Below are 24483 nucleotides of genomic sequence, written 5' to 3' on the forward strand. Positions count from 1 at the left end.
ACATGCCCCTTGAATCCACTCCCGTGACCACTCTCTTCGAGAACTACACGTCGGCCGTCCTGGCCAAAGACGTCGAGCGCTTTCTGAGCCTCTACGCCGACGACACCCTCGTCTTCGATGCTTGGGGCATGTGGGAGTTCGCCGGCGTCGATGCGTGGCGGCCGATGGTGACCATGTGGTTCGAGAGCCTGGGCGACAAGCTCTGCGAGGCGCGCTTCACCGAGGTCGTCACCTCGGTGCTCGACGACCTCGCCACGGCTCACGCCGCCGTGCGCTACGCCGAAGTCACCGCCGATGGCGAGCAGGTCAACTCGATGATGAACCGCATGACCGTGGTGCTCGAGAAGCGCGACGGCGAGTGGAAGATCACCCACGAGCACACCTCGATGCCCCTCGACATGGAAACCATGAAGGGGCTCGCCGACGCTTACGAAAAACGCGACGAGGCCTGATCCTGAGCCGTCAAGGCCTGTCGACACGTCGCGCTGCGCCACTAGCCTGGGGCCTCGCTCACGACTAGGAGAACCATGAACACGTCGTCACTCATCAACCAGGTCAACGAATCGCTCGCCACGCTGGGAGCCGGACCCTTCATGACCGACAGCTCGAATGACACCGAGACGGGAGCCGTGGTCACAGGCCGACTCGACGGCCGCGTCCTGCGCATCGAGTTCGTAGAAGAGGGCAGCGGCGACAGCCCCGAGAAGGGCCACCGCGTCGACGTCGTCGACGACGCATCCGGCGAGAAGTTGGGAACGGGTCGCGGCGATTCCACGTTCGCCGACGCGATCTCGTCACACAACTGGGGCGGAACGATCGAGGCGCTGAAGCAGCTCGGCTAGCGTTCGCCTGCGGGCCCGAAGGTCACCCCTTCGGGCCACCGCGCAGCTCGAGCGCGATCTGCGACGCGTCGAGAATCTGAAGGGCGTACGCGAGCACGTCTGCATCGAAGGTGCCGTGGTCTCGGGCCTCGAGCAGCGCAGCTCTCTGGGCGCCGATCACCGCCAGCTCGTGCTGCTTCGACGAGATGAACCCCTTCATCGACTGCTCGACCGGCGGCGCCGGAGGAACAGCCTCGGCGCTCGTCTTCAAGAGCTGCATGAGTCGAGCCCGCTCCGCGGTCGTCTGCTCATCGACGGCCTTCTGGTCGACCTTCGGCGCAACGACGCGCAGCAGCGGAGCAATGGTGCCGCCCTGCACCAGCAACGACAGCACCGCCACCGCGAATGCGATGAGTACGAGCACAGACCGCTGGGGCGTGTCTTCGGGAAGCGTCTGCGCCGCCGCGACCGTGACGGCTCCGCGCATGCCCGCCCACACGACCGCCGTGCCATCCCGCCACCCGAGCGGAGCGTTGCGGAAGTAGGTGATGTCGGCGAGCGACTGCACCACGCGTCGACCCAACCGCTCGATCTGATTGTCGGATGCCCGGCGCCGTCGCCCGTTCATCTCACCGAACATCTGCTCAGCGCCCTCGGGCGTGCTCATCTTCTCTCGCATCTCGAGCAGCCTGTCCTGCATTCTCTCGTTGCGATTGCGCAGGGTCGAAAGCACCCAGAGCAGCGGCGCCACGTAGGCGGCCCGCACGATGATCGTGAGCACGAGCGCTCCGGCAGCCACCAACACCGCCGTCCAGACGCCCGCGTGGTCGCGTTCGACGTTCGCCACGATCGACGAGATCTGTACTCCCATCGTGAGAAAGACAGCACCTTCGAGAACCAGTTCGACCGTGCGCCAGTTCTGCGAGTCTGACAGCCGGTTCTGGGCCGAGAGATAGCGAGGGGCGCGGATGCCCGTGGCGAGTCCCGCGACGACCGCCGCCACCAGACCGGATGCGCCGAGCAACTCGGCAGGCACGGCCGCGACGAAAGGAACCACGAACGAGATCACGGTATTGACGGTCGGATCGGTGACGCGCTTGCGCACGACCAGGTTTCCCCATCCGACGAGCACGCCGATGATGGTCGCGATCACGACGGAGTAGGCGAAGGTGCCGACCGCTCCCCAGAACGAGAACGACGCTGCGGTGGCGACGATGGCCGTGCGCAGCAGCACCAGGGCGGTGGCGTCGTTCAGCAGGCTCTCGCCCTCGAGCATCGCGACGACCCGCTTCGACACCGACGTCTGCTTCACGATCGATGTCGCAACCGCGTCGGTCGGGCTGATGATCGCGCCGAGCGCGACACCCCACGCGAAGCCGAGATCCGGGATGACGAGCATGAAGAACACGCCGAGCACGAGCGAACTGGCCACGACCAGCGCCACAGACAGCCCACTGATCGCGCCGAACTCGCGGCGGAAGTTCATGGCGGGCATCGATACCGCCGATGAATACAGCAGTGGCGGGAGCACGCCGGCGAGAATCCATTCCGGTTCGATCTCGACCTCGGCGAACACGGGCAGGAAGCTCGCCCCCACGCCGATGGCGACGAGCAGTAGAGGAGAGGCCACGCCCAGCCGCGGTCCGAGCACGGTAGACGCTGCGATCGCCGCGAAAGCGAGCACCAGTACGACAAGAAGTTCGGTCACGACTCCAGATTGGCACGGAGGTCGCGCTGCAACTCAGGCCGAACTGCCCAGATCAGTGAATTTCGCCCGCGCCATATCTACTTTTCCCTGAATTGCAGCGCGGGGTACTGAGGCTAGTCGCGCCCGAACAGGCTTCCGAGGTCGCCGAGGCCGGGAATCTCGATGTTGGAGCCGAGCCCCGAGAGGTGCTCGCCGATGCCGCTCGCGTATTCGCCGGCCCCGGAAGCCACGTCGCCGAGACCGCCCTCGAGTCCTTCGAGACCGCCCTCGAGGCCAGCCAGCGCATCGAAGTCGATACCCATTCCAGACGCCTGCTCGAGCAGAGGCCCTGCGACGCTACTGAGCACGGCGCCCCCGGCGACCGCGGCGAGAAGCCCGCCCGCAACGCCGATGCCTGCGCCGGCGACGGCGCCCACTCCGACTCCAGCGGCGCCCGCGGCTGCGGGCTTCGAGAAGATTCCGCGCAGGAACCCGGGCTTGTGCGCCTCGCCGCGAACGGCGGAGCGCGCCAAGTCGTCGGGCGAAGACGACACAGGCTGTTCGGATGCGGGCAGTTCGTCACGCAGACGCGACTCGACCTGCTGGCGTTGCGCGGGCGTAAGCCTCGCGAACGCGTCGCGGTGCACCTGCTCGAGCTGCTCCGGCATCGCTGTCTTCAGCAGATAGTCGTAGCGCGCGATCGCGGCCCGGTCTTCCGGGGTCGACGCGGCCGCCCCCGCCGCATCCTGAACCGGAGCGCCGGACGGCGTGCCGTAGACGGGAACGTCGTGGGGGTGCGACACGGGTGCGTCGTGCACCGGCGCATCCTGAACACGCGACGGCGACGGATGCGCAGCGCCGGATTGAGGAGACGCGTTGCGCCCGTCGCCCGTCACCTTGTCGGCGGCGGAACGCACGAGATCACGCCAGTCGGTTGAGCCGGAACCCGAGGCCTTGCTCTGACCCGAGCCGTCGAGCGCCTTCGACGCCATCTTCATCAATCGCTGGAGGGTACTCATCTCGGGCCTTTCAATAGAACGGTCTGGCCTCACAGGATGCACGAACGCTCTGGGCAGGTGCCGAGAAGAGCCTGATGAAACACCGGCTGGGCCCGTCGAGCCGGGAGGCTCTGCACCGCTGTCAAGGCGTCGGAATACATTTCTGGCGCGCGGTTAAAGTGACGCCATGGCATCAACGACAACAACCGGGCAGGCCGCGGGCGACACGGATTCGAAGCTCACCCGCCGCATCACCGGACCACTCCTCTTTCTCTTCATCCTCGGCGACGTACTCGGAGCCGGGATCTACGCGCTGATGGGGGTGCTCTCTGGAGAGGTCGGAGGGGCGCTCTGGGCGCCGCTGGCTCTCGCGCTCGTTTTGGCCCTGCTCACAGCCGGGTCATATGCAGAGCTCGTGACCAAATACCCGAAGGCCGGAGGGGCTGCGATCTTCGCGCAACGCGCCTTCAAGCCTCCGATCATCTCTTTTCTCGTCGGATTCAGCATGCTGGCCGCCGGCGTCACCAGCGCCGCGGGTCTCGCGATCGCTTTCGCCGGCGAGTACCTCAAGACCTTCCTCGACGTTCCCACGATCCCCGCAGCCATGATCTTCCTCGTGCTCGTCGCCGCACTCAACGCGAGGGGCATCAGCGAGTCGATGAAGAGCAATCTCGTGATGACGGTGATCGAGGTCTCCGGACTCGTCATCGTGGTCGTGGCGGTGGCCGTGATGCTCGGCGGCGGGGGTGGAGACATCTCGCGGGTCGCGGAGTTCCCCAGCGAAACGGCTCCGGGACTCGCTGTCCTCGGGGGTGCGGTAATCGCGTACTACTCGTTCGTGGGTTTCGAGACCTCGGCCAACGTCGCCGAAGAGGTTCGGGATCCCTCGCGCGTCTATCCCCGCGCGCTGTTCGGTGCTCTTCTCGCCGCCGGGGTCGTCTACATCCTGGTCGGACTCGCGTCGTCGATTGCGCTGCCCGCCGACGATCTGTCGTCGTCGTCAGGACCCCTTCTCGCCGTCGTCGCCGCAACAGGGGTAGGCATTCCCGAATGGGTGTTCAGCCTGATCGCACTGATCGCGGTGGCGAACGGCGCACTGCTGACGATGATCATGACGAGCCGCGTCACCTACGGCATGGCGGAGCAGGGCCTGCTGCCGTCGGTTCTCGGTCGTGTTCTGCCCAATCGCAGAACGCCCTGGGTCGCGATCGTCGCGACGACGATCCTCGCCCTGCTGCTCACGCTCGTGGGAGACCTCAGCACGCTTGCGTCAGCTGTCGTGCTCCTGCTGCTGTTCGTGTTCATCAGCACGAACATCGCCGTGCTCGTTCTGCGCCGTGACCGCGTGGAACACAAGCATTTTCGGGTCTGGACCTTCGTGCCCGTTCTCGGCGTCGCATCCTGCATTCTGCTGCTGACCCAGCAGGAGCCGATCGTCTGGGCGTTCGGCGGCGGCTTCCTGGTTCTCGGCGCCATCCTCTACGTGATCGCGCGAGCGACCAAGCGCTCGTAGCCACGGGCTACGTCGGAACAACGCCAGAAGGGGCGGGCCATCGGCCCGCCCCTTCTTCGTCGGCTTCGTCAGACGGTGAGTGTCTTCTGCTCGTCTGCGCTCTGCACGGTCTTGACCTCGACCTTGCGCGGCTTTGCCCGCTCGCTGACCGGAATGATCACGGAGAGCACGCCATTGTCGTAGCTCGCCGAGATCTTCTCGGAGTCGACACCGTCGCCCAGGCTGAACTGACGGAGGTAGTCGCCGTTCGGGCGCTCCTGGGCCAGCCACTTGACGCCCTCGTGGGCTGCTGCGGTTCGCTTGGCCCTGATGGTCAGCAACTGGCCATCGACATCGACATCGACGGAGCCGGGGTCGATGCCCGGCAGGTCTGCGCTAAGCACGTACTGGTCGCCGTCGCGGTAGAGATCGACGGGCATGAACTTCGGCCCCGGACGGAACGTGAGCAGGTCGCCGGCGATGCGGTCGAGCTCGCTGAAAGGATCAAAAGACATTGCCATGAGGATTCCCCTTTCTGTGAACCTGAGTCGAGTCGACTCAACTTGTGACAGCTAAATTAGCACTCGACCGCCGAGAGTGCCAAGCCATGTCGATACCCCCAGGAAGTTCGTGAAAGAAGCTAGCGTCCTCCCCTCTTCGATCGAGTCTGGGTCTAGGCGTTCCAGTCGAGGTCTGGCACGTCACGCATCTCCTCACCCCACACGGGCCGTGCCGTCGCGCGCTGCCCGCCTTCTTCGATGATCGGGAAGTCGATGATGTCGGACTTGTCCTTCGTGGTCATCGATAGCGCCGTCGCCCGTCGGTCATGAAACAGACGAGACAACGGCACCGCCGTGCCAGCTAGGCCCCGACTGCTGGTGCCGCAACCGAAGCGCGCTCGATGTACGTCGACTGCAGGGTGTGCATGGTTCGACTGGGCGTCTTGCCGTTGATCTCCTCGAGCAGGATCTCGGCCGCGCGCGCACCGAGCTCCAGCATGGGTTGCTCGATCATGGTGAGCGGCGGATCCATGACCGCGGCCCACGAGCTGTCGTCGAATCCGATGAGCGACACGTCCTCGGGGTAGCGCAATCCGCTCGCCCTGATGGCCCGCAGGGCACCCGTGGTGCCGTCGGTCTCGCTGCAGAGGATCGCCGTCGCCCTGCTGGGCAGCTCGAGCATGCGCGCGACCCACGCCGTGGCGTTCTCCTCGGTCTTCGGGCCCGTCATCACCAACTGGGCGTCGAAGGGGATGCCCGCGTCGTCGAGGGCATCGAGGTAGCCGCGCAGACGTTCGCCGTCTGTCCACAGATTCACCGACGCGGCGGCGCTCAGCTCACGCCGCGTCGTTATCTCGTCCGTGGTCGACGGGCCCCAGATGAAGCCGATGCGGCGGTGGCCCGCCTCTATGAGCCCGGCGGCAGCCCGCCGTGCGGCATCCCGGTTGTCGATGACGACGGAATCGAGGTCGAGGTAGTCGAGCGCCCGGTCGACGAGAACGACGGGCACACCTCTGTCGACCGCATCTCGAATATGGTCGACGTCGTCACGGCCGAGCGCCGCCGAGGCGATGATCATGCCGTCGACGCGCTTGTCTACGAGCACGCCGATCGCGGCGCGCTCCTCGTCGAGGTCTTCGTGCGTGCTGAGAACGATGGTGTCGAAGCCACGCGACCGCGAGGTGTCGCTGATGCCGCGCACGACGCCGGCGAAGAAGGGATTGCCGATGTCGGCCACGATCACTCCGAGGGTGTGAGTGACCCCCGTCGACATGCTGCGCGCGAGCGCATTCGTGCGGTAGCCGAGCTTCTCGGCTGCGGCGAGCACCCTGTCACGAAGCTCGGGGCTGGCGTACCCGTAGCCGCCGAGCGTGCGAGCGGCGGATGCCCGACCCACTCCCGCCTCGGCGGCGACTTCGGAGATGGTCGGCGGCGAGGAGTTGCGGTCGCGTTCGGCGGCCATGTCAGTGAGCCCATCTGGTAGTCATCGAGTGCATGAAGGCTGGTGTGTCACATCGTAGCGGGCACGATGCCGGCGTCGACTCCGTGGCCAAAGGCCCCCTCCACGAGGCACTGGCGGGCTGCGAAACCCGCTCCGTCGCGGAGCGCCGTATCGAGCGCCCCCACCCAGGGACGCCGGGAGCGGGTCCATCCGGAGGTCAGCAGCGACACGGCGAAGGCTGTGATGAATGCGTCGCCGCATCCCATGGTGTCGACGATCGTCGACGGGTCGTCGACCGGCTGGGCCGGCGCAGTCACGTGGTCACGGCCATCGAACACGATGGCTCCACGGATGCCCCGGGTGCCGACCGCGAGCCCCGCACCTCGGTCGACGGCATCGGCCAGAACGGCGCGGGTCTGGCGCAGGGTGAGGTGACTGCACGACAGCAGAACGAGGTCAGCGAATGGGGCGACGCGGTCGAGGTATTCGGGCGAGCGGAACTCGTCTTCGCTCGAGAGATCGATGCTCACGAGCGCCGATGTCTCACGCAGCGCGGGCAGTTGCGACTCGGTGGCCGAGTAGACGCTGGTATGTACGAGGTCGAAGCTCGCGGCATAAGAGAGGAGCTCGGGGTCGAGCTCGAGTGGCTGGCCCACGGTGACGCCTCCGCCGTTCCACCCGCCGAACACCCGATCGCCGTCGACGACGGTCAGCGTCGATACGCCGCTCGGTCCCTCGCGCACGACTGAGCGCGAGATGTCGACGCCTTGATCGCTTACCGCGTCACGCAAAAAGGTGCCGGCGGCGTCGGAGCCGAAGACGCCCAGATACGAGGCATCGACGCCGAGCTGGCGCGCGAACACCGCGAAGTTGACGCTGTTGCCGCCGGGGTAGGCGATACCCCGGTCGACGAAACGGTCGACGATGTTGTCTCCGAAGCCGAGCACCTTCATGACTGGTCCTTAATAGGGGGGGCGAGCGCCGCCGGGCGTCCGCGACGTTCACGCGGACGCCCGACAGCAGGAGGATCAGTACTCGACGACGCGGTAGTAGCGACGCAGATCGAGGGAGTGCTCACGCACCCGCTCGAGGTGCTTGCTCACCCGCCCCGTGATGGTGTCGAGAACGACCGGCGCGAGAAGCCCTCGGAACTCGGGGCTGATTCCCTCGAGGGGGTAGTCCTTCGTGTCGAACACGGTGACATCGTCAGACACGGTGCGCACGAATCTCTCGACCCGATCGGTGAGAGCGCGGGTCTCGTCTTCACCCTGGAACAGGATGACGCTCGTGTCCTTCTCGAGCAGCTCCAGCGATCCGTGGAAGAACTCGGCGCTGTGCACCCGCGTCGTGCGGAGCCACTGCATCTCTTCGAGGATGCACATGGAGTAGAGGTACGTGAAGCCCCAGAGATTGCCTCCCCCGACGAGGAAGTAGTAGTCGGTGTCTTTGTGGGCATCCGCGAAATCGGATGCGATGGGCTCGGCCTGTTTCGCGACCTCGACCAGGATCTCGGGCAGCTTCTCGAGCTCGCCGGCGAACTTCTCGTAGCCATCGAACTCGCCGCGCACGCTGAGCAGTCGTGTCGTGAAGAGCATCATCTGCATGTCGAACGGCCAGGTCTTGGGCTCGGAGACGAGGGCGATGTCGGCCTGCTGCGCGATCGGGGAGTCCGGGAACCCGGTGAACGCGACGGTCAGCACCCCGCGCTCCTTGACGTACTCGATGGCGCGCAGGCTGTCATCGGTCGTGCCCGAGACGGAGGTGAAGATCGCCACCGAACGATCCGTGAGGGTCTTGTCGCCCGAGACGAGCAGCTCGGCCGCGATGACCGATTTCACGGGCAGGGACGAGGCTGTCTTGGCGAAGTGCTCATACGGCCACATCGCCGCGTAGGTGCCGCCGGCGCCGATCAGAAAGAGGTTGTCGAAGCCGCGGGCGACCAGGGTGTCGACCAGCTCTTCGATCTGCGGACGGAGGGCGACCGCGCTGGCGATCTGCTTGACGAATGCAGACTCGTCGAATCCGAGCATCAGGTGTCCTTTCAGGAGCGTGAACTGCACCGGGCCAGTGTGGTACCGGTATCAGGTGGCTCCGATGCTGACACATGAATCCTTGGATCGTCAACACATCGACGGTGAAATGATCGATAAGCCCAATCTTCGAGAAAGTTTCGCCCTGGAGTGGTACCGGTATCAGATTGTGTATATAGTTCAGCGAAACCACGCAGTACGTGTTGAACCAGATCCAATGGCGGATCGGTGGAAGGCAGCCCTCGGGACGCCGCCCCGAGATCCCCGCTCCGGCGAGAGATGAAGGAAGACCATGCACACACGAACACGAATCACAGCGGCGGCGTTCATCGCGGCCGGAGCCCTCCTGGTCACGGGATGTGCAGGGGGCTCGTCCGCCGCGCCGGTCGACGTGACCGCGACACCGGAATACTCCGGAACCCTCAGCATCCTGACCAAATTCGCGGGCGACCCCCTGCAGCCCTACTTCGAAGATCTCGCGACGGAGTACACCGCGCTGCACCCCGACGTGTCGTTCGACCTGATTCAAGAGACCGACCAGAGCGTCAAAGACAAGACCAAGACGCTCACCGCATCCGGCGCGCTGCCCGACATCTACTTCAGCTTCACCGGCAACTGGGCCGACAACTTCATCCGCGGCGGACTGGCCGCCGACCTCACCGACGTGATCGGGCCCGACACCGACTGGGGCCAGACCTTCGGCCCCGCCTCGCTCGGCGCTTTCGAGACCGACGGCAAGTACTACGGCGTTCCGCTCTACAACAACGGCAAGTTCATGGGTTATAACAAGGCGATCTTCGACGAGGCGGGCGTCAGCGTTCCCACGTCATTCGAGGAGCTCATCGACAGCTGCCCCACGATCCGGGCGGCGGGCTATGAGCCGATCGCCTTCGGCAACAAAGACGGATGGCCCGGCCTGCACTACCTGCAGCAGCTGTTCGCCTACAACGTGCCCGCCGACGTGCTCGAGGCCGACTTCGATCCCGAGACCGCCACCCTCGACGACCCCGGGTATCTGAAGGCGCTCGAACAGTTCAAGACCCTCGTCGATACCTGCACCGACACCGGTGACGGCACGAACGGTGTTCTCTACACGACCGCGCAGGAGGCCCTGGCCGGAGGCAAGGCGGCCATGTACTACCAGGAGATCCTCGAGTTCGACACGGTCACCGCGGAGGGCAACGCCCTCACCACCGACAACTTCGGATTCTTCGCCCTGCCGGTTCCCGCTGGAGCACAGGGAGATCCCGACGCCATCGAGGGAGCACCCGAGGGCTATCTGGTGAACGCGAAGTCGCCCCGAGCGGCTCTCGCCATCGACTTCCTCAAGTTCGTGACCGACAAGACCAATGCCCAGACCCTCGCCGCGCCTCCCTACGGTCAGCCGAGCACGGTGGTCGGAGCGGTGTCGGCCGAGACCTCGAGTAACGCCGTCGTCGACGGCATCTCGCAGGTCAATGAGGCGTCGCAGATCGTGGCCTGGCTCGACATGGTCACGGTTCCCGAAGTTGCCGATGCCTGGTTGGCCGGCGGCGAAGCGATCATCAGCGGCAGCGCGACGCCCGACGAGGTCCTCACCAGCGTCCGCGACGCATCCGAGTCCGCCGAGTAGCAACCAGCCGGGGCGGCGCGCACGTGCCGCCCCGGCCATCCCCTCCCTCCCACACCTCTAGCCGGAAGAAATCTCGATGCAGACAGCCGTGAAGAAAGCCCTCGGGTTCGCCTGGGTGCTGCCGGCGCTCGTCCTCCTCGGCGCCTTCGTCTACCTTCCTCTCGTGCAGAACTTCGGGTTCAGCCTGCAGAAGTGGGACATCTACAGCGGCACCTCGGAGTTCGTCGGACTCAAGAACTACCTGAAACTGGTCGACGATCCGATCTTCTGGTCGGCGCTCGGCAACAACCTGCTCTACGCCGTCATCTCCGTGGCATTCCAGGTCTTCGGCGCCATCGTCCTCGCGGCGATCATCGAGAGCATCCGCAGCGACCGGTGGCGACGCAGCCTTCGAGCGATCTACTTCGTCCCCTCCGCCATCTCGCTCACGGTCGCGGGCCTACTGTTCTACTTCATCTACGAGCCCAACCTCGGTCTCCTGAATGCCGCGCTGGATTCCGTCGGCCTCGATGCCTTGGCCCGCCCGTGGCTCGGGCAAGAGAGCACGGCGATGCTCGGCATCATCGCCATGAGCCAGTGGCAGGGCTTCGGCTACTCGACACTGCTGTTCGCGATCGCCATCCAACGCATTCCGTCGGAACTCTACGAGGCGGCCTCCATCGACGGTGTCGGCCCGTTCCGCCGCTTCTTCACGGTGACGCTGCCACTGGTGCGCGAGATGACCGGGTTGATGATGATCGTCACCATCTCGGGTGCCTTCCAGGTGTTCAACGAGGTCATGGTGATGACGAGTGGAGGGCCCAACAACTCGACGCAGGTGCTCGGCACGTGGTTGTACCGCTCGGGCTTCGTACGCAACGACTTCGGCTACGCAGCCGCGATCGCGATGGTCATCTTCATCGTCACCCTCGCGATCGCGCTCGTTCAACTCTGGATCACTCGCAGAAGAAGGGTGGAATGGTGAAACGCCTCACGTTCCTCGGCAGCATCGGCAGGGTGTTCATGTGGACCTTCCTGCTCGGCCTTGTGGTCGTCGTGGTCTATCCGCTTCTCTGGATGATCCTGAACGGCTTCAAAGAGAATGCCGAACTGTTCGGCAACCCGTTCGCCCTTCCCATCGCCTGGAAATGGGAGAACTACGTGACCGCGTGGAACCGCGGGGTCAGCAACTACCTCATGATGAGCGTGCTGGTCACCGTGACCTCGACGATCGCGACGGTGTTCATCAGCGCCTGGGCCGCCTACGGCCTCACCCGAGTCACCATCCCCTTCAACAGGGCGATCGTCACCGTGATCCTCGGCGGACTCATGCTCGCTCCGGCCGTCGCCCTCATTCCGCTCGTGAAGATGTTCCAGAGCCTCGGTCTCTACAACACGTTCTGGGCCCTGCTCATCCTCTATACGGCGTTCCGCATCCCCTTCACGACATTCCTGATCCGCGCATACATGATCGACCTGCCCCGCGAGATCGACGAGGCCGCCGAGGTCGATGGCGCATCCCGCTGGTCGACGTTCTGGCGCATCATCCTGCCCATGTGCAAACCGATCATCGTGTCGACCGTGATCCTGCACATCCTCTTCGCCTGGAACGAGTACCTGTTCGCGATGGTGTTCACGAGCGGGACCGACGTGCAGACGCTACCGGTGGGGCTGACGAGTCTCATGAGCAAGCACGGCACCGACTACCCCGTCGTGTTCGCCGGAATGGTGATCGCGGCGATCCCCGTCGTTCTGCTGTTCTTCTTCGGCCAGCGCTACTTCGTGAAGGGCCTCGCCGACGGTATCGGCAAGTAACAGCGCATGACCGACGCACGACCCCGTCGGCATTTCTTGCATGACGACTCCAGAATGCTTCTATGCTGGAGCCATGACGGCGAAGCAGGTGGTTCTCGCGGAGTATCTGCGCGCGAGACGCGCCGCCCTGAAGCCCGAGGACGTCGGATATCCGCCCGACCCGCAGCGACGCGTGCGCGGACTGCGGCGCGAAGAGGTCGCCGAGCGCGCCGGCATCAGTCTCGAGTACTACGTGCGTCTCGAGCAGGGGCAGAATCACCGCATCTCCGAACAGGTGCTCGAGGCGTTGGCCCGCGCGCTCGACCTCGATGACAGCGGTCGAAGCTACCTCTACAAGCTCGCTCTTCCATCGCCCTCCGATACACGCCTCCAGGAGACGGACCACGAGGTCACCCCACGACTGCGTGCCCTGCTCGACCAGTGGGCGGGCACCTCGGCAGAGATCTTCGACCGCAATCAAGACCTGATCTTCGTCAACAGCCTTGCGGCGGCGCTTGCACCGGGCTATTCGATACCGGGCAACAACTACGTCGTGATGATGTTCGAGACTCCCCTCGAGAACAGATCGAACGAGCGCTGGCGCGAGACCGCGCGAGACTCCGTCGCGGCGCTACGCTTCCACGCCGACCCGGATGACCCTCGTCTACGGCAGATCGTCGACCAGCTCATGCCGGATGCCGACTTCCGGGAGTTCTGGCTGGCCCACGAGGCTCGGCCCTTCTCGTCGGGACTCGCCCCCAACTTCGTCGACGGCTACGGCTGGGTCGAGCTTCCCTTTCAGGTGCTCGACGTACCCGGCGGTCTCTTCATGAACGTGATCGTCCCGGAGCCGGACTCCCCCGCCGGCTTCGCGATCGAACATCTGCTGGCTCGCCTGCGCGGGCCCGACGACGCCGACGAACTCGACGAGACTCAGGCCGAAGCGAGCGCAGCCGCCAGGTAGGGCGCCGTGCGGCTGTCTCCATTCGTGGCGACAGCCTCCGGACGACCGGCCGCCACGACCAGGCCACCTTTGTCGCCGCCGGCCGGGCCCATGTCGATCACCCAGTCTGCGTCGGCGACCACGCTCATGTCGTGCTCGACGAGCACGACCGTGTTGTCGGCATCCACAAGGGCGTTCAGCTGTGCCACGAGTAGGCGCACGTCGGCCGGATGCAGCCCCGTCGTCGGTTCGTCGAGAACGTAGAGCGTGTGGCCGCGTCGGGCACGCTGCAGTTCGGTCGCGAGCTTGATGCGCTGAGCCTCTCCTCCTGACAGCTCGGTGGCCGGCTGCCCGAGGCGCAGGTATCCGAGCCCCACTTTGCGCAGGGTGTCGAGGCTGCGCGCCGCGACGACGACATTACCGAGGAACTCCGCTGCCTCGTCGACGGTCATCGCCAGCACGTCGGCGATCGACGCGTCGCGGTAGCGCACCTCGAGGGTCTCGGCGTTGTAGCGAGTGCCGCCGCAGTCGGGGCAGGGCGCGTAGCTCCCCGGCAGGAAGAGCAGCTCGACCGAGACGAAGCCCTCGCCGAGGCAGGTGGGGCAGCGTCCGCCGTCGACGTTGAACGAAAAGCGACCGGCATCATAGCCGCGCTCACGCGCTTCGTCGGTCGCGGCGAAAGTCGTGCGCACGGCATCGAACAGCCCTGTGTAGGTGGCGAGGTTCGACCTCGGTGTGCGCCCGATCGGCTTCTGATCGACCTGCACGACGCGATCGACGGCGTCGTCGGCCAGCGCCTGTTCGGCGAGCACGCCGCCCACGAGGCTGGACTTGCCCGAGCCCGACACCCCGGTCACCGCCGTGAGCACGCCCAACGGTATGTCGACATCCAGATTCTGGATGTTGTGCCGCGACACCGCTCGCAGGTTCAGCCAGCGCTGGGGGTCGCGTGCCGTGCGCCGCGACGACCCGTCGGCCGGCGACGCGAAGAGGAACGGCCGCGTCACGGAGTCTTCGATCTCGGCGAGCCCGCCGACGGGCCCGCTGTACAGCACGCATCCACCGCTCGACCCGGCCCCGGGGCCGACGTCGACGACCCAGTCGGCCCGACGCACGACATCCATGTTGTGCTCGACGACGAAGACCGAGTTGCCCGAGGCCTGAAGCTGCTCGAGCACGGTGATGAGAGGTTCGGCGTCGGCGGGGTGCAGCCCAGCCGATGGCTCGTCGAGCACGTAGATCACGCCGAAGAGACCCGATCTCAGCTGAGTGGCGATGCGCAGGCGCTGCATCTCGCCGGGAGAAAGCGTCGGCGTCGCGCGGCTCAGGCCGAGGTAGTCGAGTCCGAGGCCGACGAGCACCTCGATGCGAGCGAGCAGGTCGGAGGCGATCGTGACCGCGACCTCGGTGAGTTCACCCGACGAGCGGTCGGAACGTGCGACTGTCGCCGTCTTCAGCTCGGCGGTCGGGCGCAGCACGTCGGCGAGCGCGGCGAAGGGCATGTCGTTCAGCTCGGCGATGCTGTGCCCGGCGAAGGTCACCGCGAGCGCCGCCCGTGTGAGGCCGCTGCCCCCGCAGAGCGAGCAGGGTGCGGTCTCGACGAAGCGCTGTGCCCGGTTGCGCTGGGCCTCGCTCTTGGAGTCGGCGAGGGTGTGCATGATGAAGCTCTTGGCACTCCAGAAGCGCCCCTTGTAGGGCTTCGCCACGCGATCGCGCTGCGGGGTCACCTCGACCACGGGCTGCTCATCCGTGAAGAGCAGCCAATCCCTGTCTTTCTGCGACAGTTCGCGCCAGGGGCGATCGATGTCGTAGCCGAGCCCCGCCGTCACGTCGCGCAGGTTCTTGCCCTGCCAGGCCCCGGGCCACGCGGTGATGGCTCCGTCTCGGATGCTCAGGGCGGGGTCGTGCACGGCCGTCGCCTCAGTCACGTCGTGCGCGATGCCGAGTCCATGACAGCGCGGGCAGGCGCCGGCCGCCGTGTTGGGGGAGAACGAATCGGAGTCGAGCCGACCCGTCGCATCCGCGGGGTAGGTACCGGCCCGCGAATAGAGCATGCGCAGCAGATTCGAGAGCGTCGTGAGAGTGCCGACGGTCGAACGCGAGCTGGGGGCTCCGCGTCGTTGCTGCAGGGCGACGGCGGGAGGCAGACCCGTGATCTCATCGACGTGAGGAGTGCTGCCCTGCGCGATCAGACGACGTGCGTACGGCGCGACCGACTCGAGAAAGCGGCGCTGGGCCTCGCCGAAGATGGTGCCGAACGCCAGCGACGATTTGCCCGATCCCGAGACCCCGGTGAAGGCTACGATGCGGTCGCGCGGCACGTCGACGTCGACGTCGCGCAGGTTGTTCTCGCGGGCGCCGCGCACGCGCACGAAACCGGGCTCGGCGGATGCGATGGGCTGGTTCGGTTCTGTCTGCACCATTTCAATCGTATGCGGGGTATGGGGAGTTCTCCCCCTGTGGGGGATTTTCCGCCGCTGTTAGTGTGCTTTAGGTGCCAGACTCCGCCTCACAGACCACGCCCACCCCCGAGCCTGCGCCGGAGCAGCCGGAGCGCTCCGCCGAAGCCGCTCGGGATGCCGCCCGCCGCATGTACGGCCCGCCCCGCGCCTGGGCGCTGGTCCTGCTGTCGCCGGCTCCGGCGCTGGCCTACGGCGTTCCCGTGATCATCGCCGCCGTCGCGGCCACGGTCGCTGCTCTGTCGATCGTGCCGCGCGACGCGCTCGTGCTCGTCAACGGAAACGTCACCGAAGTGGCCGGCGCGACCGAGGCGCTTATCGCCGCTGCGATCGCCGTGATCCTGCTCTGCGCGGGTCACGCCTTCGGCATCACCGCCGCCACGCACTCCCTGATCGCGAACACCACCGATGCCCGTCTCCCGGCGCCTGCGGCGTGGCGCCGTGCCGCGGGCCGACCCGGCCTGGTCGCGCTCGCGTTCGTCGGCGCGCTCGCGATCGCCGTCGCCGCCGTGGCCGCATCCGTCGCCCTGGCGATCGCACCGGTTCAGGCCATCGTCGGCCTCGTCGTGGCCCTGATCGTTCTGATCGTCGCCGCGCCGTTGCTTTTGGCGTGGCCACAGCTCGTTCTGCGCAGCGCATCGTGGGGTCAGGCTCTCGCGCGCGGCTGGCGCTCCGGAAAGGATGTCGTCTCAGGGCGCACAGAAGACCGCTCGCCCAGGGTCAGTCTGATCATCGCGGCCGTGGTCGTGGTCGGGATCGGCGTCGGCCTGAGGCTGCTCGCCGGACTCATGCTCCAGTCGCTGCTCTCCGCCATGGTCTCCGTCGCGCTCGGCATCGTCGTTCCCGCCGCTCTTGTTCTGTTTCTCACCGCCGTCGCGGTGCGCGCCGTGATCGTACGCGAGGAGTCCCGCGCTCGCATCGGCACCCAGCCGATCGTGCCCCTGCCCGCGCCGTCGTGGGCGCAGAAAGACTCGGATGTCGGGACCCGCGGCGGCGCGCTGGTCGGATTGGCCGTGCTGCTGGTTCCCGCTCTGCTCGCGGTGCCGCTCGCGCTCGTGAATCCGTGGGGATTCGTGTCGTACTCGGCTGTCACGGTGCCCTCGATCGAGGATTCGGCGAGCATCGTGCCCGTGGGCGACGACGGCACGGCTGTGCTGAGCGCAAATGTCGGCTACGACCGATACTCGCTGCGCGTCTGCCACGGCGCGAGCTGCTCGCCGATCTCCACCCTGTCGTCGTACCTTTCGACAGACACGATCGGTACAGACGACGGCGGTCTCTTCACCGCACAGTGGATGTTCGTCGGAGACGAGGAAGACACCGCCGACAATCGGTTCGAGCTCGACGCGGTGTCAACGAGCGCCGACGAACTGCGTCGATGGGATGACACGACGCGTCAGGGTGAGCGAACCTCCACGGAGCCCCCCGGAAGCCGCACCACCCTCGCCTCGTTCGATTCGACGTTCAATGAAGACGACGAGGTCGACACCCGAACCGTGACCGACCGCAGCGCCGTCGCCGTATCGAACGACAGCGCGCATCCCGTGATCGCCGCCGTCGCTCGACGCACCGGCGGACCGCCCGAGGCAACCATGTGGATCGTCTTCTGCGACGACGCCGCCTGCTCCTCCGCCACCACGAAGACGACGCAGCTCGAATGGATCGGCAACGCGCCGAGCAGAGCCTCCATCGACGTCGCCGTCACCGCCGATGGCACGGCAGTCGTGACTCTGGCCAACCGCGAGGACTCTCGCGCGGACGTACCGGCTCCGGCTCTGCGGGTCATCTCGGGGAAAGCCGATGGCGCCGAGCTCCGCGTTGAGGCCCCCGAACTGGCCCCCGTGGTCGAGAGCGAGGAGTCATCTGGTTTCGGCTACGACGAGACATTCGGTGCACAGATCGAGCTCGGAGCCGACGGATTGCCCGTCATCCTCTCTCGCCCCGAAGACAGCTCGAAACTGCGGCTCTTCACCTGCGCCGACAGTGCCTGCTCGTCGACCAGCGCCAGCGATCTGACCGGCTATGACGCGGGCCTGCGAACGCCCGCGTTCGCCATCGACGAGAGCGGGCGGCCGCTTATCGCCGTCGCCAACGAGCGGCGCGAATCCCTCGTCCTGATCAGCTGCCTCGACGCGAAGTGCACAAATCTCGAGTCGCGTTCGATCGCGAAACTGACTCGGAATGAGGATCTCAGGTCGACCGAGGCTCTCGCCCTGAGCCTCGATTCGCACGGCAACCCGATCATCGCCGCGGGCGACAGGATCGCGGGCAATATCAGGCCAGACGTCGCCACCATCTCCTATGACGACGACTATGGCAGGCCAGACAGGAATGAGGAGAGCTGGGCTGGCACTGTCGTGAACTGCAGTGACGCGCGCTGCGGGCTGAAGTGACGGGCGGCGCCCCGCCTCACGCGTGATGACTCACGGTCCCGTGAAGACGATGCGGTTGCCGTCGGGGTCGACGACGGGCAGAATCCGAGACGACGACGCCGCTCTGATGCCGCCGTTCTCGATGCCGGCGCCTTCGAGCAGCTGAAGCCGGGCATCCAGGTCATCGTCGTCGAGCACCATGCACGAGGTGCCGGCCCTTTCGGGCTCGACCCAGACCTGCACGCCGAAGGTATCGGCGAGATGCCACTCGACGAGGCCGTCCATCGGACGCGCATCGGGCCCGCGCCCGAACAGCAGCGAATACCAGGGAATGGACTGCGCGGAATCGCTCACCGTCATCTGGGCGAGCAGGCGGGATATCGTCACGGTCGCCTCCTTGTCTCGTGCGGCAAGGGTACGTCTGCCGGCCGCCGCCGCTCTAGGCTCGACCGCATGAACATCGCGAATTCCGACGAGCGCGACAGCACCTGGGAACAGCACGAGTCGAGCTTTCGGGTCTACTTCGCGACCGTGCCCGATCGTGCGGTGCGCACGGTCGATGTGTCGGATGCGACGTTCACCGAGACCCTCGCGTGGGCACGCGGCACGGCGCAGCCGAACGAGACGCTCTCGATCGCCCTGATCGGCATCGACAACAGACGGCTCCGCGGGCTCACCTGGCTCTTCGGCATGGACCCGAACGACTCGGCGGAATCCGAACTGCACGACCGGATGCTCGCGGAGATGCTCGAGGAGCACCGCACTCGCAACTGACCTCGCTGCCAGTTGTCGCATATCGACCCAAACGCCCGCGGGAACGTCGATATGCGCCAAATGGATGCGCCCGCCCTTACGTCAGGCGGTCGCGCGGATGTCGTCGACGAAGGTGGCCGCTCGGGTCTGCAGTGACGCGATGCGCTCGAGCCGTGCAGCCGCCACATCGAAGCCGATATACGCCATGGCCGGAGGTGTGCGCACATTGCGCGAACACTCGAACTCCGCGCACACGAGCGTGCCAACGGTGTCGCCATTGCGCCCGGCCGCGCCCGCGCGACGTGCGCTGAAGAACACGACGTCGTTGGGCAGCCGCACGTCCTGGCACCACGAGCACTGGGCTCTGGATGCGGGCTTCGTCTCGGCCCGCCGCAGCAGCACGCCGACCGCGACGTCGCCGACCGGAACGACGACGTACGCGCGGCGGGGGCGCTTCGGATCGTTCCAGCCGAGGTAGTCGAGCTTCGCCCAGTCGATCTCGGTGAAGCCCGCGGACAGCGTGAGGTCGGACAGCTCTTTGCGCGACGCGTTCACGAAGCAGTCGCGGATGGTTGTGTCGTTCAGAGAAAACATGGTGAGTCGCCAATCAGAGTCGGCCCGCGGCAGAGAGCAGCGCGAGCAGATGTTCCTTCGGACGGCGCGGTAGAAAGCGCACCACTTGGCCGCGCGCGATGATCGCGTGCGGCTGGGGAGCGGGGCTATCTGATGCCGGCAAGAGAACTGCCGACAACCCCCTCACGCCCTGAGGGCGACGCCGATGAACTGGAGTAACTCACCACTCCACTGTACCTACCGTCCCGGGTCGAGCTCCCGAACGAACGACTCCGGCAGTCGCACGTTCAGTGGCACTCGCGGAAAGAGCACCGCTACGTCGGCCGGCGCATATCCCGCGATGCCGCACCCGATCTCGGTCACCAGGAACGTCAGATCGGGGCGCGACTCGGCGAACTCGACGAAGGTGTCGATCTCCCTGCCCATCACCTCGAGCCCGCTCATGGTGTCGATCGCGTACGACTGCCCGTGCAGTCCATGGCCCTCACCCCAGACCGCGCCGAAGTCTCGTTGCGCCTGGGCAGCGGCACCCGCACCGTGGTGCCCGCTCGCATTCGAACCGAAGACAAAGATCTCGCCGGGCTGCAGGGTCGTGATTCTCATGGCGGAAGACTACGTCGACCGCGTGCGCACCACCAGCACTCCGTCACCGCCACCGCCGACCACGGTAGGGAGGACGTTGAACGACTCTGGAGACGGCGGCGTCGAACGCCCTGTAATCGTCTTCATCGACGAGCTCGTCATCGATGAGCATACGGCCGAGGCCTCGAACGACCTCGAACTGGGTTCGCCTGGGCAACGCGTCTGCGGGCAGAAGATCCGGTGTCAAGAATCCCGGAAGGTTGGCGAGCAGCACCCGGGCATCGAATAATCGAGCCACGACATCGTACGGACTGAACTGTCGCTCGGCGGCGATGAGAGTGTTGCACTCCGAGCACAAACGGCCCGGCACCTCACTCTCGAGATAGCGTCGCAGCCGTTTGTCGACATGCATCAGACGTTCACGCCGTTCGGCCTTGGCTCGACGTATCTTCGGCTCGAAGTAGGCATGCAGAAGGACATGGATCGAAGGTGTCGAGACTGTCATGCGCACAGTGTCGACCCGGCCACCGACATCCGGCGTTTTCTGTCACCCTGGCCGAGCATCCGCTACCGTCGAAAGCATGCCGGCCGAATCCTTCAGTTACACGATTTACATTCGTGCGACGCCAGAGCGCATCTGGCAGGCCCTCACCGACCCGTCGCTCACGAGCCAGTTCTGGTTTCTCACGCACAGCACCGACTGGGCGGTCGGGTCGACGATGACGTGGCACGTCGCCGGGGTCGACATCGTGGATGCGGAACAGCTCGTGCTCGTGTTCGACGAGCCGCGCCGACTCTCGTTCACCTGGCAGACGTTCACCCCGGAGTTCGGAGAGGCCGTCGGAGACGATCCCGAGTTGCTCGCGAGGATGGCGTCGGAGAAGCGCTCGATCGCGACCTTCGACCTCGAGCCCGCCGGAGCGCAGACGAAACTCACGATCACCCACAGCGGCTTCGACACCGGCAGCGCGGTTCTCGCGGGAGTCACGGATGGCTGGCCAATCGTGCTGTCGAGCCTCAAGTCGTTGCTCGAGACAGGAGAAGCTCTTGCATTCAGCTGACGACCGGGATCTTCAGGCCGCGATCGCCGAGGGATACGCGCGCCGCGATCGCAGCAATATGGCTCCGACGATCGAGTACTTCACCGCGCTGCTGGCTCAGTACCCCGACAACCCCGAGGCGATCTACGAGGTTGGCGGAGCATACGACACCGCCGGCGAGGAGGAACGCGCTCGTGGTTTCTACGAACGTGCCCTCGCTGCCGGCCTGCAGGGCGATACGCGGCGGCGATGCCTCCTGCAATACGGCAGCACCCTGCGCAACCTGGGCCTGTTCGACGAGTCGATCGCGGTTCTCCGAGAGGCGTGCTCCGACTATCCCGACTCCGACTCGCTGCGGGTGTTCCTCGCCCTGTCGCTGCACGCGGCATCGCGCAGTGACGCCGCCGTCGCCGAGCTGCTTGCGTTGGCGGCCGATCGCATCCACTCGCCCGACATCGACCGCTACGAGCCGGCACTTCGCGGCAACGCCGACTACCTGCGAGACCTCGACACCGCGGCACAGGAACGCCGACCACAATAGGAGTCATGGTCACCGTTCCGAGCGGCATCGTCGCTCCTGCCCTGCGACTCGTGCGCGCCAACCGCAACTTCGTCTCGGCCGCCGAGGCGCGGCGTCACGTACGTGCCCGATCGCTCAGGCCCACGTCGTATGCCCCGCCCGGCCAGCTGCATCCGGATGTTCGGGTCGACGTCGCCCTGCGCAACGGCTGGCCCGTGTACACGGTCGCGCCGCGCGTCGGAACGCCGGTCGGAAGCCTCGTCTACGTTCACGGCGGCGGCTGGGTGAACGAGATCGTGAGCCAGCATTGGAACCTCGCCGCACAGATCGCTGTGGAGTCGAACACCACGGTGACCGTGCCGATCTACCCTCTGATTCCGTTCGGCACGGCCGCGGACGTCGCGTCGAAGGTCGCCGACCTCGTTCGAGACAACATCGACCGCTACGGCAGCGCCGCCATCGGAGGGGACTCGGCCGGCGGCCAGATCTCGTTGTCGGTGGCGCTCGCGCTGCGTGACTCGCACGGCATCACGCTGCGTCAGACTGTGCTGATCTCGCCCGCACTCGACCTCACGTGGGGCAACCCCGAGATTCCTCGGGTGCAGCCCACCGACCCGTGGTTGGCGACGCCCGGCGGAAAGGTCTTCGCCGAGTACTGGCGGGGCGAGAACGATCTGCTCGATCCCGTCGTGAGTCCCCTGTTCGGCGAGCTGGCCGGGCTCGGGCCGATCACCCTGTTCACGGGAACGCGCGATGTGCTCAACCCCGACGCCCGCCTCCTCGTACAGAAGGCGGCGGACGCCGGGGTCGAACTAGACCTTCACGAGGGCATCGGCCAGGTGCACGTGTTCCCGTTGCTACCGACTCGTGTCGGGCGTGACGCGCGCGAGGTCATCGTGTCGCGCATCCGGAGCTCGCTGAGCGCTTAGAGCTTGCCCTCTTTGGCGTCTTCGGCCACGGCCACCTCGTCGCGACGAGCGTCGCCGCGCGTCTTGCGCAGGCTGAGCACCGTGGCCACCGTGATGGTGAGACCGATGAAGACGAGCGAGAACCAGATGGGGATCTCGGGCGCCCACTCGACGTGCTCTCCTCCGTTGATGAACGGGAGCTCGTTGACGTGCAGGGCGTGGAACACGAGCTTCACACCGATGAAGGCGAGAATGACCGCGAGGCCCTGGGCGAGGTAGACGAGGCGCTCAAGCAGCCCACCGATCAGGAAGTACAGCTGGCGCAGGCCCATGAGAGCGAACGCGTTGGCGGTGAAGACGATGTAGGCCTCGTTGGTGAGCCCGTAGATGGCGGGGATCGAGTCGACCGCGAACACCAGGTCGATGAAGCCGATGGCCACGATGGTGAGCAGCATCGGGGTGAAGAAGCGCTTGCCGTCGATCTTCACCGAGATCTTGTCTTCGTGATAGTCGTTCGTGATCGGCAGCAGCTTGCGGGCGAACTTGACGATCTTGCCATTGGCGGGGTCGGACTCGTGGTTGCTAAAGGCCTGGCGGTAGGCCAGTACCAGCAGCAAGGCACCGAAGATGTAGAAGATCCACGAGAAGTTGTCGATCAGGGTCGCGCCGACCGCGATGAAGGCTCCGCGCATGATCAGGGCGATGATGATGCCGATCATCAGCACCTTCTGCTGGAACGCCTTGGGTACGGCGAACCCGGTCATCACGATCAGGAAGACGAAGAGGTTGTCGATCGACAGCGCCTTCTCGGTGAGGTAGCCGGCGAAGTACTCTCCGCCGAAGTTCCAGCCGGAGAACATGCCGATGCCGACTCCGAAGAGGAGGGCGAGGCTGATGTAGAAGACCGACCAGCGGGCCGATTCGGCGATGGACGGTTCGTGCGGCTTTCGCACGTGCACGAAGAACTCGAAGACGAAGAAGGCAATCGTCACGGCGATGGTGATCAGCCAGACGAGAGGGGTGATCTGCATAGGGGTAGCTCCACGGTCGGGTGTAGAAGAACCAAGGTCTCTTCCACCTTCACGATGTGAAGGCCGGCTGCCCGGAACCCGTCGATGGGTCCGTACTGACGAGTCAGCCGTGCGGGAATACTCCCCTTGCGGCTACAAGTCTATCCCCTGTCGGCTACCTGCGCACTGCCGCAAGGTTGTGAGTACCCACAGAAGGAGAAGCACTATGCCTGATTCATCAGCAGACGTCGCGAAGGTCGCCGAACTCATTCGCGAGTTCCGATTCGCGATGGTCACGACCGTCAACACACTGGGCGAGCTCGTCGCCCGCCCCCTCACCGTTCAGGAGGCCGAGTTCGACGGCGACCTGTGGTTCATCGTCGCTCGCGACTCGCACGAGGTCGCGGAGCTCGGGGTCAACCCGGTCGCGGGAGTCTCGTTCGCGTCGAACGACACCTGGGTCTCGCTGACCGGCACGGCCAAGCAGGTGGACGACCTCGCGCGAGTCAAGGAGTACTGGAACCCGTTCGTCGAGGCTTGGTTCCCCGATGGACCGGAGGACCCGAACGTGACGCTCGTCAAGTTCTCCGCCTCCGGCGCCGAGTACTGGGACAGCCCCGGGGGTCGCATCGCTTCGGTGATCAGCTTCGTGAAGTCGAAGGTCACCGGGTCGACCGGTGGCGGCAGCGAGAACGCGAAAGTGAACCTCGACTAGCCGCTCGACCGAGCTGTACACAGCAGAATGGCCCGCCACGTTTGTGGCGGGCCGTTCTGGTTGTGCGGGGGTGTTACTTGGTGTTGACGGTGATCTTGGCGACTCCGACGAGGAGGCCGGCCTTGACGGCGTCGGTCTTGAACGTGTCGTTCAGGAGGCCGGCGGCGTCGGAGGAGATGTGGACGGTGGTGCCTTCGAGGATGGCGGTGTCGTTCGGGCCGGTCTGGAGCGGCTTCAGGGTTCCTCCGTGGAGG

At 65.9% G+C, this 24483-nt stretch carries 26 protein-coding genes and 1 pseudogene; 13 read left to right on the forward strand and 14 right to left on the reverse strand.

Going from position 1 to position 24483, the window contains the following annotated elements:
- Positions 1-2: 2 nt before the first annotated feature.
- Together ASE64_RS10270 and ASE64_RS10275 are read left to right on the forward strand one after the other, a co-directional pair.
- Positions 3-452 (forward strand): YybH family protein, encoded by a 450-nt coding sequence (locus ASE64_RS10270; protein WP_082466097.1) that lies wholly within the window; start codon positions 3-5, stop codon positions 450-452.
- Positions 453-527: 75 nt separating this feature from the next.
- On the forward strand, positions 528-842 hold the full coding sequence (locus ASE64_RS10275; protein WP_055779607.1) for a hypothetical protein: 315 nt from the start codon (positions 528-530) through the stop codon (positions 840-842).
- Between the two features lie 22 nt (positions 843-864).
- Here ASE64_RS10275 and ASE64_RS10280 read toward each other — a convergent pair whose 3' ends face one another.
- Positions 865-2529: a cation:proton antiporter gene (locus ASE64_RS10280; protein ID WP_055779610.1), complete on the reverse strand. Its 1665-nt coding sequence runs from the start codon at positions 2527-2529 to the stop codon at positions 865-867.
- Between the two features lie 113 nt (positions 2530-2642).
- Positions 2643-3527, reverse strand: coding sequence for a hypothetical protein (locus tag ASE64_RS10285; RefSeq protein ID WP_082466099.1), 885 nt, complete (start codon positions 3525-3527; stop codon positions 2643-2645).
- A 166-nt stretch (positions 3528-3693) separates the two neighbouring features.
- On the opposite strand from ASE64_RS10285, the gene ASE64_RS10290 reads away from it, so the two are divergent.
- Positions 3694-5019 (forward strand): APC family permease, encoded by a 1326-nt coding sequence (locus tag ASE64_RS10290; protein WP_055779616.1) that lies wholly within the window; start codon positions 3694-3696, stop codon positions 5017-5019.
- A 68-nt stretch (positions 5020-5087) separates the two neighbouring features.
- On the opposite strand, the gene ASE64_RS10295 is transcribed toward ASE64_RS10290, so the two are convergent.
- The 5 genes from ASE64_RS10295 to ASE64_RS10310 form a co-directional block, all read right to left on the reverse strand.
- Entirely contained in the window at positions 5088-5519 is a 432-nt protein-coding gene (locus ASE64_RS10295) for an Hsp20/alpha crystallin family protein (RefSeq protein WP_055779619.1), read from the reverse strand.
- A gap of 152 nt (positions 5520-5671) precedes the next feature.
- Positions 5672-5800, reverse strand: a complete 129-nt coding sequence (locus ASE64_RS17850) for a hypothetical protein (RefSeq protein ID WP_268750578.1) — start codon at positions 5798-5800, stop codon at positions 5672-5674.
- A gap of 59 nt (positions 5801-5859) precedes the next feature.
- Complete coding sequence (locus ASE64_RS10300) at positions 5860-6960, reverse strand: LacI family DNA-binding transcriptional regulator (RefSeq protein ID WP_055779621.1); 1101 nt, start codon at positions 6958-6960, stop codon at positions 5860-5862.
- A 47-nt stretch (positions 6961-7007) separates the two neighbouring features.
- A complete protein-coding gene (locus ASE64_RS10305) occupies positions 7008-7892 on the reverse strand; it encodes a PfkB family carbohydrate kinase (RefSeq protein WP_055779624.1) in 885 nt (294 codons plus the stop codon).
- A gap of 75 nt (positions 7893-7967) precedes the next feature.
- Entirely contained in the window at positions 7968-8999 is a 1032-nt protein-coding gene (locus ASE64_RS10310; RefSeq protein WP_235480569.1) for an SIS domain-containing protein, read from the reverse strand.
- Between the two features lie 262 nt (positions 9000-9261).
- Between ASE64_RS10310 and ASE64_RS10315 the strand changes: the two genes are divergently transcribed.
- The 4 genes from ASE64_RS10315 to ASE64_RS10330 all read left to right on the forward strand — a co-directional run bounded on the left by ASE64_RS10315 (position 9262) and on the right by ASE64_RS10330 (position 13318).
- Positions 9262-10581 carry an ABC transporter substrate-binding protein gene (locus tag ASE64_RS10315; RefSeq protein ID WP_055779628.1) on the forward strand — a complete coding sequence of 440 codons (1320 nt, stop codon included), beginning with the start codon at positions 9262-9264 and terminating at the stop codon, positions 10579-10581.
- A 76-nt stretch (positions 10582-10657) separates the two neighbouring features.
- Entirely contained in the window at positions 10658-11545 is an 888-nt protein-coding gene (locus tag ASE64_RS10320; protein ID WP_055779631.1) for a carbohydrate ABC transporter permease, read from the forward strand.
- Entirely contained in the window at positions 11539-12375 is an 837-nt protein-coding gene (locus ASE64_RS10325; RefSeq protein ID WP_055779634.1) for a carbohydrate ABC transporter permease, read from the forward strand. The genes ASE64_RS10320 and ASE64_RS10325 overlap by 7 nt, the downstream gene beginning before the upstream one ends.
- A gap of 73 nt (positions 12376-12448) precedes the next feature.
- Positions 12449-13318, forward strand: coding sequence for a helix-turn-helix domain-containing protein (locus tag ASE64_RS10330; RefSeq protein ID WP_055779637.1), 870 nt, complete (start codon positions 12449-12451; stop codon positions 13316-13318).
- Here the strand turns inward: ASE64_RS10330 and ASE64_RS10335 are convergent.
- Entirely contained in the window at positions 13288-15720 is a 2433-nt protein-coding gene (locus ASE64_RS10335; protein WP_055779639.1) for an ATP-binding cassette domain-containing protein, read from the reverse strand. The two genes, ASE64_RS10330 and ASE64_RS10335, sit on opposite strands and share 31 nt — an antisense overlap.
- Before the next feature lie 71 nt (positions 15721-15791).
- Between ASE64_RS10335 and ASE64_RS10340 the strand changes: the two genes are divergently transcribed.
- Complete coding sequence (locus ASE64_RS10340; RefSeq protein WP_156351774.1) at positions 15792-18149, forward strand: hypothetical protein; 2358 nt, start codon at positions 15792-15794, stop codon at positions 18147-18149.
- 30 nt (positions 18150-18179) lie between these two features.
- Here ASE64_RS10340 and ASE64_RS10345 read toward each other — a convergent pair whose 3' ends face one another.
- Complete coding sequence (locus ASE64_RS10345; protein ID WP_156351776.1) at positions 18180-18515, reverse strand: VOC family protein; 336 nt, start codon at positions 18513-18515, stop codon at positions 18180-18182.
- Positions 18516-18581: 66 nt separating this feature from the next.
- Between ASE64_RS10345 and ASE64_RS10350 the strand changes: the two genes are divergently transcribed.
- The gene (locus ASE64_RS10350) at positions 18582-18902 is read left to right on the forward strand and encodes a hypothetical protein (protein WP_055779645.1); all 321 of its coding nucleotides are present in this window, start codon (positions 18582-18584) and stop codon (positions 18900-18902) included.
- Between the two features lie 81 nt (positions 18903-18983).
- Here the strand turns inward: ASE64_RS10350 and ASE64_RS10355 are convergent, their stop codons facing one another.
- The 3 genes from ASE64_RS10355 to ASE64_RS17595 all read right to left on the reverse strand — a co-directional run bounded on the left by ASE64_RS10355 (position 18984) and on the right by ASE64_RS17595 (position 20541).
- Positions 18984-19475, reverse strand: coding sequence for an FBP domain-containing protein (locus ASE64_RS10355; RefSeq protein WP_055779647.1), 492 nt, complete (start codon positions 19473-19475; stop codon positions 18984-18986).
- A 216-nt stretch (positions 19476-19691) separates the two neighbouring features.
- Complete coding sequence (locus ASE64_RS10360; protein ID WP_055779649.1) at positions 19692-20057, reverse strand: A1S_2505 family phage non-structural protein; 366 nt, start codon at positions 20055-20057, stop codon at positions 19692-19694.
- Positions 20058-20100: 43 nt separating this feature from the next.
- Entirely contained in the window at positions 20101-20541 is a 441-nt protein-coding gene (locus ASE64_RS17595; RefSeq protein WP_055779651.1) for a hypothetical protein, read from the reverse strand.
- A gap of 76 nt (positions 20542-20617) precedes the next feature.
- On the opposite strand from ASE64_RS17595, the gene ASE64_RS10370 reads away from it, so the two are divergent.
- The 3 genes from ASE64_RS10370 to ASE64_RS10380 are packed head-to-tail and all read left to right on the forward strand — an operon-like array spanning position 20618 to position 22525.
- Complete coding sequence (locus tag ASE64_RS10370) at positions 20618-21097, forward strand: SRPBCC family protein (RefSeq protein WP_055779654.1); 480 nt, start codon at positions 20618-20620, stop codon at positions 21095-21097.
- Positions 21084-21617: a tetratricopeptide repeat protein gene (locus ASE64_RS10375; protein ID WP_055779656.1), complete on the forward strand. Its 534-nt coding sequence runs from the start codon at positions 21084-21086 to the stop codon at positions 21615-21617. The genes ASE64_RS10370 and ASE64_RS10375 overlap by 14 nt, the downstream gene beginning before the upstream one ends.
- A 5-nt stretch (positions 21618-21622) precedes the next feature.
- On the forward strand, positions 21623-22525 hold the full coding sequence (locus ASE64_RS10380) for an alpha/beta hydrolase fold domain-containing protein (RefSeq protein ID WP_055779657.1): 903 nt from the start codon (positions 21623-21625) through the stop codon (positions 22523-22525).
- On the opposite strand, the gene ASE64_RS10385 is transcribed toward ASE64_RS10380, so the two are convergent.
- Complete coding sequence (locus ASE64_RS10385) at positions 22522-23535, reverse strand: TerC family protein (protein ID WP_055779660.1); 1014 nt, start codon at positions 23533-23535, stop codon at positions 22522-22524. The two genes, ASE64_RS10380 and ASE64_RS10385, sit on opposite strands and share 4 nt — an antisense overlap.
- A gap of 205 nt (positions 23536-23740) precedes the next feature.
- On the opposite strand from ASE64_RS10385, the gene ASE64_RS10390 reads away from it, so the two are divergent.
- On the forward strand, positions 23741-24229 hold the full coding sequence (locus tag ASE64_RS10390; protein WP_055779663.1) for a pyridoxamine 5'-phosphate oxidase family protein: 489 nt from the start codon (positions 23741-23743) through the stop codon (positions 24227-24229).
- Between the two features lie 73 nt (positions 24230-24302).
- On the opposite strand, the pseudogene ASE64_RS10395 reads toward ASE64_RS10390, so the two are convergent.
- Positions 24303-24483 (reverse strand): annotated as a pseudogene (locus ASE64_RS10395) (hypothetical protein); the annotation flags it as partial.

The sequence above is a fragment of the Agreia sp. Leaf210 genome (assembly GCF_001421485.1).
Lineage (GTDB): Bacteria > Actinomycetota > Actinomycetes > Actinomycetales > Microbacteriaceae > Agreia.